The following is a 13,749-nucleotide window of genomic DNA, read 5'->3' on the forward strand; positions in this document are numbered from 1 at the left end:
ACAGGCAAGTTATGATCGACAGGGCGGGTAAAGTGTCGGCGAGGAGTTGCCATGGATCAGCCGTCTCCGCCACGACCGGCGGTGATGATCGACGTCGCGCGACTGGCCGGCGTCTCACACCAGACCGTCTCGCGCGTGCTCAACGGACACCCGAGCGTCCGCACCGAGACCCGCGAACGCGTGCTGACCGCTGTCCGCCAGCTCAACTACCGCCCCAACGCGCTGGCGCGGGGCCTGGCCGGCCGCCGCTCCAGGGTGCTCGGCGTGGTCAGCTTCGACACGATCCTCTACGGACCGGCGGCAACATTGCTCGGCGTCGAGCGGGCGGCAAGGGCGGCCGGCTACGGCATCAGCATCGTGACCCTCGAACAGCTGGACCACGACGGCGTCGGCGACGCCTTGAGCGCCCTGGCCGAGCAGTCGGTCGCCGGCGTGGTCATCATCGCCCCGTTCACGAACGCCGCCGCCGCGCTGCGCAGCCTGCCCGACGGGATCCCCGCCGTAGTCGTGGAAGCCGGCATGAGCGGCGCCCTGCCAGCCATCTCGGTCGACCAGGTCGCCGGCGCCGAGCTGGCGGTGCAACACCTACTCGATCTGGGCCACTCGACGGTGTGGCACGTGCGCGGCCCGCAGAACTGGTTAGAGGCCCGCGACCGGGAAACCGCGTGGCGGTCCACATTGGAGAAGTCCGGCGCCCCGGTGCCGCCGGTCATCGACGGCGACTGGAGCGCCCGCTCCGGGTATGAGGCCGGCCTGCGCCTGGCCGGCGACCCGCGCGTCACTGCGGTGTTCTGCGCCAACGACCAGCAGGCACTCGGCGTGCTGCGAGCTTTTCACGAGCGGAATGTGCGGGTGCCCGGCGACGTCAGCATCGTCGGCTTCGACGACATCCCCGAGGCCGAGTTCATGTCACCCCCACTAACCACGATCCGCCAAGACTTCGACGAGGTAGGCCGCCGCTGCCTGGCGATGCTGCTCGACCTGCTCGACAGCCCCACCAACGGCCCGCAGACGGCCGCGCCGCGCGTGGCTCCCGCCCTGGTGACCAGAGCAAGCACCGGCCCCGCCAAGCGCTAGCGCAGGAGCGCGTCAGCGAGCTTCCGCGCGTCTCGCCGGCCGGGAAAGGGGAACTCCATCTTCAGTGGCCTTGGGTCGCCGTCGATCGAGATGAGGAACGTCGCTTTCAAGGCCGACTTGAATCGAGAACTGGCCAGTGCCTGACGAGGCAGAACCGCGACGAGCGGGAGGCTGGGTCGGCCGGACAGCGCCATGTCGAAGAACAACAGCCGGTGGCTCGTCAACACCACGCACCTGGTCTTCGGCCTGACTGTTGCGGTAAGCATGCCCGCCGTGGCTAGGCCGACAACCGCGGCCGTCACCACTTGCCGCTTGACGGACCCGCTGCCCACGTTGGCGGCGCAGGCCAGCTCTACGCGCTCATCTTGAAGAAGCATCGGCGGAGGCTGAAACCGCAGGGCGACCCGCACGGCGAGGGGCGTTTGCTCTGCTCACACATACGCACCCCTCGGCGGTTGGGGTGGTGCGTATGTGTGAGCAGAGCAAACGCCGTCGCGCGGACCTCGTGTCCGGAGGCTTTGCTCTGCACCCCTGTAGGAAGCGGCCAGCCGTCTGGGTGCTTCCTACAGGGGTGCAGAGCAAACGCGGGCGCCAAGGGGGCCCGGATCACGGTCAAGTTGCCAGAGCCGCTACCGGGCGTCGGAAATAGCGGTTCGACGACGGCAGGAACATGAGCACGCACGCGGTCAGCACCGCCGCGACGTGGAGCACCCGGCTCGTGCCGAAGGCCAGGTCGGCCGGGCCGCTCTCGGCGAGCACGGCGCTCAGCGAGTTGCCATCCAGCAGCCACAACAATGGATCCACGACCAGCGAGAGCGTGCCGAGGACGCCCAACCCCACTGCCAGCGTCAGCCGGGCCCACCGCCGCCCGGCTCGCATCCGCAGCGCCACCAGGATGGCGGCTAGGAAGACTGCCACTCGCACTGTCACCCCGACGGCCGCGCCGCCGCCGGCCTCTCCGGAGGCAACGACCAGAATTGTTTCGAAGACGCCCGCCCCTACCGCCACGAGCCACATCACGAAGGCCGCCCCTACGGCGGCCGGTGCCCTGGTATCGGTTCGCATGGTGTCGAGCATCGCGAAATATCGGTGGCGATCGACATCCCGCACGCCACCCGGTATGCGGTGGGGTGCGCCCTACCAAAGGCCGGCGCCCACCGAAGTGGGCACCGGCCGTTGAGTGACGTCAGGCGACTAGCGCCGGCTCCTCGACCGGGGCCGAGTCGGCGACCGGCTTCGGGCCACGCATGATCAGCGTCGCCAGCAGGGCGGCCGCCAGTACGCCGATCGCGCTGATCGTCAGGGTCGTCGACATGGCTCCGACGAACGCCTCGCGGGCCGCGTGTGCCAGTCCCGCGTCACCGCCGGCCGTGGCCAGCGCCTCGGCGATCGAGTGCCCCGGCGCGCCCGCCGGCATCCGGTTGGTGAAGCCGTTGGCCAGCAGCGAGCCCAGGATCGCGATGCCCAACGCCGAGCCGGCCTGCTGGATCGTGTCGTTCAGCGCCGAGCCGACACCCGCCTGCTCGGGCGGGATCGTGCCCATCAGTGCGGTGACCGCGGCGGGCATCGCCAGGCCAGCCCCGAGGCCGAGCAGGCCCAGGGCGACGGCCGGGATCGTGAATCCACTGTCGACCGAGACGGTGGTCAGCAGACCGAACGAGCCGGCCATCACGATCATCCCGACCAGGATCACGTAGCGCTCACCGAAGCGGGCGACCAGTTTGACGCCGGCGCCGTTGCCGGCCAGAGCGGCGACCGCGAGCGGCACGAAGGCCAGGCCGGCCTTGAGGGGCGAGTAGCCGAGGACGAACTGGAGGTATTGCGTCAGCACCAGCAGCAGTCCGGCGTTGCCGATCTGCACCAGCGACAGCGACAGCGAGCCGCCGCTGAACTTGCGGTGCTTGAACAGCGCGAGCGGCACCATCGGGGCCGGGGTGATGTTTTCCCAGATCACGAAGCCGATCAGGCCGATGACCGCGACGGCCAGCAGGATTGCGGAAAAGCCGCCGAACGCGCCGTGGTGCGGCAGCTCGATGATCCACCAGACCAGGGCGACCATGCCGGCCGCCGAGAGGATCGCGCCGATCGGGTCGGGCTTCTGCCATGGCCCCTTCGACTCCGGCATGAGGATGAGGCCGGCGACGATGGCCAGGGCCACGATCGGCACATTGACCCAGAAGATCGACTGCCACGAGTAGCGGTCGACCAGCAGGCCGCCGAGCACCGGGCTGCCGACCAGGCCGAGCATCGACACCGAGCCCCACGCGGCCATCGCCTTCGGCCGTTCGGTGGCGTCGAACACGGTGATCAGGATCGACAGGGTCGACGGCATGATCAGCGCACCGCCGACGCCCATCGCGATGCGGACGGCGACCAACTGGCCCGGGCTCACGCTGAACGTCGCGGCCAGCGAGGCCAGCCCGAAGAGCACCAGCCCGATGATCATTATCTTTCGGCGGCCGAAGCGGTCACCGAGGCTGCCCGAGATCAGCAGGAGCCCGGCGAAGACCAGGATGTAGGAGTCGAGGATCCACTGGGTGTCCTGCGCACTGGCGCCGAGGTCGGCGGTCATGTGCGGCACGGCGACGGTCAACGCCATGCTGTCGACCACCAGCACCAGGCTGCTCAAACACAGCACCACCAGGATCCACCAGCGGTGTGGGTTGCGGTTTTCCATGAGGGGCTCCATTCGATCTGCGCACGCCGTTCCCGTGCTGCGCACACTGTACGCAGACGCGAACGTCGTGCGCAAGATGCATTTCCTGTACGCTCGTGGCGCACAGCGTTCGCAGGAGCACGAACACGAGCACGAACACGAGCACGAAGGGAGCGACAGTGGCGCCAAAGAAGAAGGCCACGTCCGTCTGGGCGCGGCAGGAAGCAGCGCCTGAGCAGCCGGCACTGAGCCGCGAGTCGATCGTCCGCGAGGCGATCGTGATGCTCGACGCGGAAGGCGCCGACGCGCTCAGCATGCGCAAGCTCGGCGCCCAACTAGGCTCCGGCGCCACCTCGCTCTACCGGCACGTGGCGACCAGAGACGACCTGATCGAACTGGCCGTCGACGAGGTGTTCGGCGAGGTCGCGGTGCCGCCCGCAGGCAAAGACTGGCGCGCCGACATCACCGCGGCCGCCCGGTCTTTCCGCGAGACGACGCTGCGCCATCTCTGGCTGGGTTCGGTGCTCGGCCAGGCCGGGATGGCCCACCTCGGGCCCAACCTCGCGTCGTTCGCCAACCGCCTCGACGCGGTGTTCGAGGCCGCCGGCTATCCGGAGCCCCGGGGCGCCATGGACACCCTGCTGTCCTACGTCATCGGCACCAGCACGACCGAGGGGGCGTGGCTGACCACGGTCGCGCGCTCGGGCGAGACCGAGGCAGAGCTCGTGGCGCGGCTCTCCGGCATCCCGGCCGAAGGGCTCGAACCGGAGCGGATCCGCCAGGAGAAGTTCGACTACGGCCTCGCCGTCGTGCTCGACGGGCTGGCGTCGCGGCTCAAGTGAACGGCGGGCCCCGATCGGGGGCCCGCCGCCCGAAACCAGCTAGCTGAACGCCTTCACTTCAAGGAGACCGACCGAGCCCGCGCCACTTTGCAGCGCGACCCGCAGTCGGGTGGTGCTCACCTGCCCGAACGAGACGCTGTTGTATTGGTTGAGCCCGACCGGATAGCCGCTCGGCGACGGCACGTTCACATACGCGCTGCCGTTCCAATACTGGAGGGTCCACGACGCCGGGACGCGTACGCCGCCGTTGTCGTCGAAGAAGTAGACCTGTGCCGACCGCAGCGTCTGCGCCGACGACCAGGTCAGCTCCGCCCACTGGGCGCCTGTGTTGGGCCAGGTGCCCCAGCGCGGGTTGACGGTGTCGTTCGACGACGGCGGGTCGATGCCGTCGTTGATCGCCGCCACGCTCTCCCACGCCGAGGTGAAGGAAGCCGACGGCGAGGCCGCCGTTGCCAGGTTCCCACCGGGCTCCGGATCGGGATCCGGATCAGGGTTGCTGCCGCCCCGGTTGTAGAGCTTGAGCTCGGTCAGCCCCGTCTTGGGCGTCCCCGAGGCGTGCGTGAACTGCACCCGCAGCCGGGTGGTGCTGACCGGCGTGAAGCTCACCTTGTTGTAGTTGGACTGCGGCGCACCCGGCGTCTTCACCTGGTTGCCGGCCGCGACAAAGGCACTGCCATTCCAATACTGCACGGTGTACGACGAGGGCGGCCGATACCGGTTGGTGGCCCGGTCGTTGCGGAAGTAGATCCGCGCCTCGTCGACCGCCCGGCTGGTGCCGAAGTTGACCTCGTACCAGTCGGTGGCGTTCGGGCTCCCGTAGGCGCCCCAGATCGGGGCGTTGGTCGGGAAGCCGTCGACGGCCGCGGCGGTCGTGGTGCCGGACGCCGTGAACGACGCCGAGGTGGTCGCCCCGGACGCCAGGTTGGGCAGCGTCGAGGTCAGGTCGACGCCGGCCTTGGCGGCGACGTCGACCATCCGGGCACTGTTCTGGGTCACGTTCTGCGGCGCTTGCAGGCCCGCGAACGAGGTGCTGAAGGTGACCACGCCGGCGCCGGACGGGAAGGTGACCGACCCGGTCGCGGGGTTGTAGACCAGCCGGGTGAGCCGGTCGACGGTGACCACCCGGGTGCCGTTGAGGAAGATGGAATAGCCCTGCGGCACGCCGGCGTAGCGGGTCACGCCGTCGGCCGGGTCGTCCCAGACGACCGACAGGTTGGCGTTGCGGTAGCGCAGGTTGTTGACCGCGAACTGACCCCAGCCGATGTTGATCGGCGACAGCTCGATCTGCGCGTCGGTGCGCGGCCGCAGCCCGGCGACGTCTTCGATGACGGTCCAGTTGCTGCTGCCCAGGATGTTGTGGTGGATCCAGGAACGGTAGGTGATGCTGCTGCCGTTCCAGTCGGCCCAGAACTCGTTGGCGTCGGGATAGCGGGTGTCGCCGTTGATGTATTGCGCCCAGGCGTTCCAGTAGAGCAGCTTCTTGTAGTCGTCGTTGGTCATGTAGGAGTTCGGGTAGTTGCGCAGTACCGACGAGTAGAGCCGGAACTGCACGGTCGAGTTGATGGTCGAGAAGTTGTTGCTGCCCGGCGATCCCGCCGCCGCCGCGGCCGCTTTGTCGCGCTGGTTGGCGGTGTAGAACGGGAAGATCGGGTATTCGGCCGGGTCGGCGAACAGCCGCAGCGCCTCGCGATAGGTCGCGGTGTTGGGCATCAGCCCGACCGAGAACGGGTAGTAGTTGTTGATTTCCTTCCACGGCACGAACGCGTTGGTGCTCACGTGCTTGTGCTCGATGAGCTGCCGCGACGGGTTCCACAGCGTGTTGATGACGCCGTTGCGGATCCGGTCGGCCAGCGTCTGTAGCTCGGCGGCCTTGGCGGTGTTGCCCAGCATGGCGTAGGCCTGCTGCGATGCGACCGCGGCGGCCCACACGTAGGCGGTCTCGGCCCGGTCCATGTTGCCGGCCCGCCAGTGGAACGACACCGCGTCGGCGTCGTTGCCGGTCAGCGCGCCCCAGTCATACTCGATGACGCCGTTGTTGTTGTGGTCGTAGAACGCGAGTTGCCCCTTGGCGTCGCCCTCCGCATACTTCGCGAAGTTCTGGAGCAGGGACGGCTGTCCACCATGGATCTGGTAGGCCTTCCAGGCCGCCTCGGCGACGTATTGCGTGTAGGAGTTGGACCAGTTCTCGGGGTCGCCCGGGTTGTCGACGAACCGGGCGTTGGCCGAATACTGGCCGATCGACAGCCAGGGCCCGTAGGAATACTCCGGGTTGCGCAGATACTTCAGGTCGTCGATGTGCATTGGTTGGGTCAGCACGATCGCGTTGTTGTAGCCGGTGGCGCCCTCGACCGACTGCGGGAATTGGAAGTCCTGCCCCGGGATGTCGACGTCGAGATAGTTGAAGCGCATCAGCCACCAGCGGTAGTAGATGTTCTTCTTGATGGCCGGGTCCGGCACGTCGATGTAGGGCAGGTTGTCGACCCACCAGCGGTTGTAGGCGCGAACGTGGGTGGCGAACGCGCTCGCCGGGGTGAACGCGCGATAGCTGTTGTAGTCGGTCAGCGACTCGGGGATCTCGTTGGCGACGAAGCCGAGCTGCACCTTGGTGGTCACGGTCGCGCCGGCGGCGACGGTCACCGACCGGGTGAGGCCGCCGCTGCTGACGGTGAACCCGTCACCGGAGAACCGTGGGAACAGCGTGGTGAGGTTGTTCTTCACCGCCCGGGTGCCGGTCAGCTCGGTGCCGCTGCCGGTCGCCGCGTAGGGCGAGGTGGCCCGCAGCGACAGGGTCGCCGACGCGGTGCCGGTGTTGGCGATGTCCATATTGGTCACCAGCACGTTGTTGTGCGTGATGAACTTGGTGACGGTGATCCGCAGCGAGCCGCTGGTGTGCACGCTGCGCCAATAGCTGGGCGCCTGGAAGCGTTGCGCCGGCTGCTCGGTGAACGTGCCCGGCGACGGCGTGATGGTGTAGGCGCCCTGGCTGCTGATGTTGTCCCAGTAGGCGGCGTTGCCGCCGAAGCCGATCACCGAGGGCGTGTGGGTATACATGAACGCGCCCCGGCCGCGGGTCATCAGCAGCGTGCCGGCCGGATCGTTGCCGGAGCGGCCGAGCAGCCGGTCCATCCAGAAGTCGGTGCCGCCGCTCTCCGCGTCGTAGATCGCCTGCATGGTGCTGTTGACGTTGTAGCCGACCGGCGGAGCCGGGATCGTGCCACCACTGAAGGTCGGGAAGCCGATGGTCTGTGCGGCGAGGGCGGGCGCCGCCTGGACGCTGAGGATGCCGGCGGCGAGCACGGCGACGACGCCGGCCGCCAGTCTGGGACGTCTGGTGCGTAGGGACATCTGAACTCCTCCCTAAGAGGCTGAGAAGGCCTGCCATTCGAGGACACCGGTGGAGAAGCCGGTGCGCGAGGTGATCGACAGCCGGAGCCGGGTGGTGCTGACCGTGTTGAACGTCGTCGAGTTGAACGTGTTGCCGGCGACACCACAGGCGGATTGACCGGGTACGGCGGCATAGGCGCTGCCGTTCCAGAACTGCACCTGGCACGACGCGGGCAGGTCGATGCCCTGGTTGTCGTCGAACCAGTAGGTGGCGACCCGGTTGATCGAGCGGGCCGAGGGCCACTGGTATTCGATCCACTGGGTGCCTTGCTGCGGCCAGTTGCCGTACGCCAGGTTGGAATGGTCCTGTGAATTGGCCGGTGTGCCGCCGTTGTTGATCGCGGCGAGCGATTCCCAGGCGGAGACGAATGACGTCGACGCCGTCGCGCTGGATGCGATGTTGGTGCCCGCGGGCGGGTTCGTCGGACCACCGCCGCCCGGGTTGGCCGGCGGGCCGGTGGTGGTCTGCACGACCCGCTGGATCGTGCCGTCGGCGTTGAAGAACATCCGGTCGACGGCTACCGAACGGCGGAAGTTGCCGCCGCCGGGCGCGTTGGCGTTGTGGTAGACCAGATACCACTGGCCGTTGAACTCGGCCGCGCCCGCGTGGTTGGTAGTCGACGAGACCTGGCCCAGCACGATGCCGCGGTGGGTCCACGGCCCCATCGGGTTGGTCGCGGTGGCATAGCGTTGGCAGGCATAGCTCGAGCTGGTCACGCAGCCGTTGGTGTCGTTGGCGGCGTAGATCATGTAGTAGAGACCGTTGCGCTTGAACATGAACGGGGCTTCCCAATAGTTGGTGAGCCCCACGGGCGTGACGACCGAGCCGACCGTGTCGATCATGTTGGCCGCGAGCCGAACGGCGCGCGGCGCCCAGTAGCCGCCCCAATACATGTAGGCCTGGCCGTCGTCGTCGACGAACACCGTCGGGTCGATGTTGAGCCCCGACGAGTTGGCCGTGCTGTCGCTGATCAGCGGGCCACCCTTGGCGTCGGTGAACGGCCCGAGTGGGCTGTCACCGACGGCGACACCGATGTTCATCCATCCTGGACCGTTGCCGTTGACCGACGTATACCAGTAGTAACGACCGTTGCGCGGCTCGACCTCGCTGGCCCAGGCGTCGGCGCCGGCCCACGGGAAGGTGGCGATGTTGGCCCGCACGCCGCGGTCGGTCCACGAGGCGGCGTCGGTCGACGAGAGCACGTGCCACTCGCGCATGACGAAGTTCTGGCCACTGGCCGAGGCCTCGTCGCGACCGGTGTAGATATACATCGTGTTGCCGACCACCAGCGGTGCCGGGTCGGCGGTGTAGATGGCGGTGACCACGGGGTTGGCGGCCTGCGCGGCGGCGCCGAACACGGCCGCGGCCGCCAGCGTCACCACCCCACAGACCAGGGCGAGGGGTTTACGCATCGAGGGCTCCCTTACGAACTTACGAACCGGAGGAGTTGAGGGATGCGATCTCGGCTGCCGTCAGCGCGCGGCTGTAGACGCGGAAGCTGTCGACGGCGGCGTTGAGATAGGGGTCGCCGCTGTATTGCGACCGCCCGATCCAGTTCTGCGTGGTGGTGCCGAGGTTCGCCGGCCGGGTGGTGAGCGCGGCGTTGCGGGCGACCTCCACCCCGTTGACGTAGAGAACGCCGAGGTTTCCGGTGTGCGTGACGGCGACGTGGGTCCACACGCCGGCAGGCAGCGCGGACGGCGCGTCGATGCGCTGCTCCGCGCCGGCCCCGCCGGCCGTGATGGCATATCGGGCCACGCCGCCACCGTTGCGCGGAACGAAGAACATGTTGGTGCCGGACCCGCTGCCGAAGTCGAACAGCCGGGCCCAGTTGGCCAGGGTGTTGACCCGGACCCAGGTCGCGATGCTGAACGCGGTCGCGCCGGCCAGGATCCCGGACGGCAGGCTGACGTACGCCGTGGTGCCGTTGAGGCTGACCGCGTTGCCGGTGCGGCCGGTGGTGCGCCCGGCACTGCCGGCCAGGGTGGCGGTTCGACCGTTGCCGGTCGCGTCGGCCGCCGTGGTGCCCGACGCCTCGTCGAACGGGTAGTGCGCGACGAAGGCCGGCAGCGTCGGTGTCGAGGTGACGTTCCAATAGACGGTGTAGCGCACGCCGTGCGTCTTGTAGAAGGGCAGCAGGGTCACCGCACCGGTGCTGGCCGTCGCGGTGTATTGCAGCGGCGTGCTCGACGGCTGCAGGGAGCTCGCGGTCAACGTCGGCAACCCGCTCAAATTCGAGCTGCCATACTGCCCGGCCAGCACGATCGGGCCGTGCTTGACCGCGCGCACGGTCGAGTTGTCGGGAGTCGGCTCGAGGACCAGCGACATCGGCAGGCTGATGTCGACCGTGTCGCCGCTGGCCCAGGTGCGGTTGATGGCCAGATAGCTGCCCGGCGTCGGCGAGCCCTGCAGCACGCCGTTGACCCGCACCTGCGCACCGGAGGTCCAGCCCGGGATGCGCACCCGCAGGTCGATCGCCCCGGAACCGGTGACGGTCAGCCGGGTGGTCGGCGCCTCGGGATAGGTGGTGTCCTGCCGGATCGTGATGCCGCGGCCCGGCCAGGTCAGGGTCGACGCGATGAACAGGTTCACCCAGAGCGTGTTGCCGTTGTAGAAGTAGATGCTGTCGCCGTACTTCGTGTTGGTCTCCATGCCCGTGCCGTGGCAACAGGTGAAATTGCTGTAGTCGTTGCTGTAGGTCTTGATGCCGCCGGCCCGCAGCGGCACGTAGTAGCAGTGGAAGCCGTGCGACGAGGCCGGGTTCTGCGCGCCGAGCAGGTGGTTGTAGAGCGCCTTCTCGTAGAAGTCCATCAGCTCGGCGGCCCGCGACGGGAAGGTGAAGAAGAGCTGCCGGGTCAGCTTGAGCATGTTGTAGGAGTTGCAGCACTCGCAGGTCGAGTCCGACAGCTCGCTGGCGATCCGGTTGGGTAGCTGGAAATACTCGCCGTTGGAGTCGCCACCGATGGCGTACGAATGCTGGTTGACGACGAAGTTCCAGAAGTTGGCCGCGATGTCGCGATACCGGGTGGTGCCGGTGGCGTGGAATCCGCGGATCGCCGCCAGCGCCTTGGGGATCTGGGTGTTGGCGTGGAAGCCGTTGAGCGCGTCGACGTTGCTGGCCAACGGATCCAGCACCTGGGCGTGGTCGAAATACTGCGCCGTGGTCAGGTGCGCCGGGTTCTCGCTGAGCTGGTAGAGGTTGAACAGGGTCTCGCCGACCCCGCCGAACTCGGTGCGCAACTGGTTCTGGCGCTGGGTCTGAGTCAGCCGGCTGTTGCGCAACTGCACCCAGGCGGCCTTGCGGGTGAGGATGGTCAGCGCCTGGGCATTGCCGGCGAGCAGGTGCATGTCGAGCAGGCCGGCCATGATCTTGTGCAGCGTGTAGTAGGGCGCCCAGACCGACTGCCCGGTCTCCAGCCGGTCGAAGAAGCTCTCCGGGTAGGCCGACAGATAGCCGGTGTTGAAGCCGCGGGCGGTGGCCCGGTCCTGGCAGAGCCCGAGCTGGGTGACCAGATAGTCGCCCTTGGTCTTGAACGCGGTGTCGCCGGTGCTGGCGTAGGCCTGGGCCAGGGCGCTCAGCACGTGGCCCATCGAGTGCCCGCGCAGCTCGGTGGTCGGCGACTCCCAGCCGCCGCACGGTGTCGCCGACGACGCCAGGCCGGCGTTGACCCGAAACATGTGCAGCAGCCGCTCGGGGTCGAGGAACGTCAGGTAGGACTGGGTCCGACCGGAGTTGGCCAGGAACGGTCCGGACAGCAGGCGAACCGCGGTGAGCGGGAAGGGGTAGGCCGACACGCCGGTGTCGGGGCGGGCCGCGGCGGCCGCTTCGGGGAGTGCGACGGTCGTCGCCACCGCAGTGGCGGCGCCGGCCTTGAGCACGGTTCGGCGGGACAGGGACGGTCTGCGCACGGGGGCTCCTCTCCATACATAGATGAAGATCAATTTCTTAGACCGGAGTCCGCCCATGGTGCCGGCAGAGCCCGGCGTATTACCCCTTGATGGCGCCCGAGGTGAAGCCCCGGACGTAGCTGCGCTGCATGAACGCGAAGAGAATCAGGCACGGTACGGCCATGAAGACGACGCCGGCCTCGAGGGCGGCGTAGTCGATCGAGCCGTGGCTCGCCGTGCGCATGTTGACCACCGCGAGCGTGGTGGTGAACTTGTCGGTCGAGTTGAGCAGGATCAGCGGTGCGAAGAACTCGCTCCACGAGGTCAGGAACGCGAAGAGCCCGACCGTGATCAGGCCCGGCCGCACCGCCGGCAGCATGATCCGCACCAGCGTGCCGAAACTGGCACAGCCGTCCATCTGCGCCGACTCTTCGAGCTCGCGTGGCACGGCCTCGAACGAGTTGCGCATCATGAAGATGGAGAACGGGAGCTGGAACATGATGAGCACGAGGCTCAGCCCGATCAGCGAGTCTTCCAGGCCGATCCAGCCGAGCAGCACGTAGAGCGCGATCAGGATGGTCGCGTAGGGCACCATCAGGATCGCCAGGGTGACCAGGAAGAGCACGTCGCGGCCGGGGAAGCGGAACCGGCCGAAGGCATAGCCGCCGAACGTCGCGACCAGCAGCGTGCCGGCGACGGTCAGGCCGCTGACCACCACGCTGTTGACCACGTTGCGCAGGCTCACGCCGTTGTCGGAGGTGAACAGCCGGTCGTAGTTTTCCAACCCGAAGCCGGAGCCGGTGCGCACCGAGGCCCAGCCGCTCCACAGCAACGGGAAGAGGAAGAGGATCGCCAGCGCGGCGCCGGTGACCGAGTAGCCCAACCGGGAACGGTTCAGCATCAGACAGCCCCTAGTTGGACCGGCGGCGGAGCACGCCGAGTTGGATGACGTTGAAGGCGACCAGGACCACGAGCAGCACCACCGAGATGGCGGCGGCCGAACCGAGGTCGAGGCGGATGAACGCCTCCCGGTAGATCACCATGACCAGCGAGGTGGTGCTGTTGTCGGGGCCACCGCGGGTGAGGATCCAGAACTGGTCGAACGCCAGCAGCGACCCGGTCACCATCAGCGTGAGCACCAGCGCGATCGTGGGGCGCAGCAACGGCAGGGTGATCCGGCGGAAGGTCTGCCAGCGGCTGGCGCCGTCGACCCGGGCCGCTTCGTAGATCTCCGGGGGGATGGCCTGTAGGCCGGTCAACAGGATCAGCATGTTGAACCCGGCGAACCGCCAGAGCACCAGCACGACCGCCGAGCCGAGCGCGGAGTTGGCGCTGCCGCTGGTCCACGAGACGTAGCCGTCGATCAGCCCGACCTTGCGGAGCAGGTCGCTGACCGGGCCGATCTCGTCGCTGAGCAGGCCGAGGAAGAGCAGCGAGGCGCTGGCGAAGCCGACCGCCATCGGCAGGAAGAAAGCGGTGCGGAAGAAGCCGACGCCGCGCCGGCGGTGCTGCACCAGCAAGGCCAGGCCCAGCGACACCGTGAAGAGCAGGACGGTGATGATGACCGTGTATTTGATCGTGAACCAGGTCGCCGAGCGGACCAGGTCGTTGTCGCCGATGCCGGTGAAGTTGTCGGGCGCGTTGAGCGTGGGCGGTGCGAGCAGTGGCCAGCGGTGCAGCGACATCCAGCCGACCAGTGCCAGCGGGACGAGAAAGAACAGAACGACCATGACCGCGGTCGGGCTGGCGTACGCGACGCCGAGCCAGGCGCGCCGGGTCTGGCGCCGCAGGCCGCGGCGGCGGGCCGCCGGTGGCTCGACGCGCTCTTCCCGGAGCGGGGTGATCACGGTCGTCATCATGGCCTCTCTTTTGCGAGGGTGGGTGCCCGGACGGCCGGCCGG

Annotated in this window: 10 protein-coding genes; 2 read left to right on the forward strand and 8 right to left on the reverse strand. The window is 68.2% G+C overall.

Annotated elements, in window-relative coordinates:
• Window positions 1-51: 51 nt before the first annotated feature.
• Window positions 52-1,077, forward strand: a complete 1,026-nt coding sequence (locus tag DFJ67_RS09330) for a LacI family DNA-binding transcriptional regulator (RefSeq protein ID WP_116067518.1) — start codon at window positions 52-54, stop codon at window positions 1,075-1,077.
• Here DFJ67_RS09330 and DFJ67_RS09335 read toward each other — a convergent pair.
• The 3 genes from DFJ67_RS09335 to DFJ67_RS09345 form a co-directional block, all read right to left on the reverse strand.
• Window positions 1,074-1,454, reverse strand: a complete 381-nt coding sequence (locus tag DFJ67_RS09335; protein ID WP_116067519.1) for a hypothetical protein — start codon at window positions 1,452-1,454, stop codon at window positions 1,074-1,076. The genes DFJ67_RS09330 and DFJ67_RS09335 overlap by 4 nt on opposite strands.
• Before the next feature lie 235 nt (window positions 1,455-1,689).
• Complete coding sequence (locus tag DFJ67_RS09340) at window positions 1,690-1,995, reverse strand: hypothetical protein (protein ID WP_147315462.1); 306 nt, start codon at window positions 1,993-1,995, stop codon at window positions 1,690-1,692.
• A 268-nt stretch (window positions 1,996-2,263) separates the two neighbouring features.
• A complete protein-coding gene (locus DFJ67_RS09345; RefSeq protein WP_116067521.1) occupies window positions 2,264-3,754 on the reverse strand; it encodes an MFS transporter in 1,491 nt (496 codons plus the stop codon).
• A gap of 158 nt (window positions 3,755-3,912) precedes the next feature.
• Between DFJ67_RS09345 and DFJ67_RS09350 the strand changes: the two genes are divergently transcribed.
• Window positions 3,913-4,575 (forward strand): TetR/AcrR family transcriptional regulator, encoded by a 663-nt coding sequence (locus DFJ67_RS09350; RefSeq protein WP_203783940.1) that lies wholly within the window; start codon window positions 3,913-3,915, stop codon window positions 4,573-4,575.
• A 39-nt stretch (window positions 4,576-4,614) separates the two neighbouring features.
• Here DFJ67_RS09350 and DFJ67_RS09355 read toward each other — a convergent pair whose 3' ends face one another.
• The 5 genes from DFJ67_RS09355 to DFJ67_RS09375 form a co-directional block, all read right to left on the reverse strand.
• Window positions 4,615-7,920, reverse strand: a complete 3,306-nt coding sequence (locus DFJ67_RS09355; protein WP_116067522.1) for an MGH1-like glycoside hydrolase domain-containing protein — start codon at window positions 7,918-7,920, stop codon at window positions 4,615-4,617.
• 12 nt (window positions 7,921-7,932) lie between these two features.
• Window positions 7,933-9,372 carry a glycoside hydrolase family 43 protein gene (locus DFJ67_RS09360; protein WP_116067523.1) on the reverse strand — a complete coding sequence of 480 codons (1,440 nt, stop codon included), beginning with the start codon at window positions 9,370-9,372 and terminating at the stop codon, window positions 7,933-7,935.
• A 19-nt stretch (window positions 9,373-9,391) separates the two neighbouring features.
• The gene (locus DFJ67_RS09365) at window positions 9,392-11,869 is read right to left on the reverse strand and encodes a glycoside hydrolase family 127 protein (RefSeq protein WP_239097385.1); all 2,478 of its coding nucleotides are present in this window, start codon (window positions 11,867-11,869) and stop codon (window positions 9,392-9,394) included.
• A gap of 79 nt (window positions 11,870-11,948) precedes the next feature.
• Entirely contained in the window at window positions 11,949-12,749 is an 801-nt protein-coding gene (locus DFJ67_RS09370) for a carbohydrate ABC transporter permease (RefSeq protein ID WP_116067525.1), read from the reverse strand.
• A gap of 10 nt (window positions 12,750-12,759) precedes the next feature.
• Complete coding sequence (locus tag DFJ67_RS09375; RefSeq protein WP_239097384.1) at window positions 12,760-13,707, reverse strand: carbohydrate ABC transporter permease; 948 nt, start codon at window positions 13,705-13,707, stop codon at window positions 12,760-12,762.
• Between the last annotated feature and the right edge of the window lie 42 nt (window positions 13,708-13,749).

Origin of the sequence: Asanoa ferruginea, assembly GCF_003387075.1 — a bacterium.
Classification (GTDB): Bacteria; Actinomycetota; Actinomycetes; order Mycobacteriales; family Micromonosporaceae; genus Asanoa; species Asanoa ferruginea.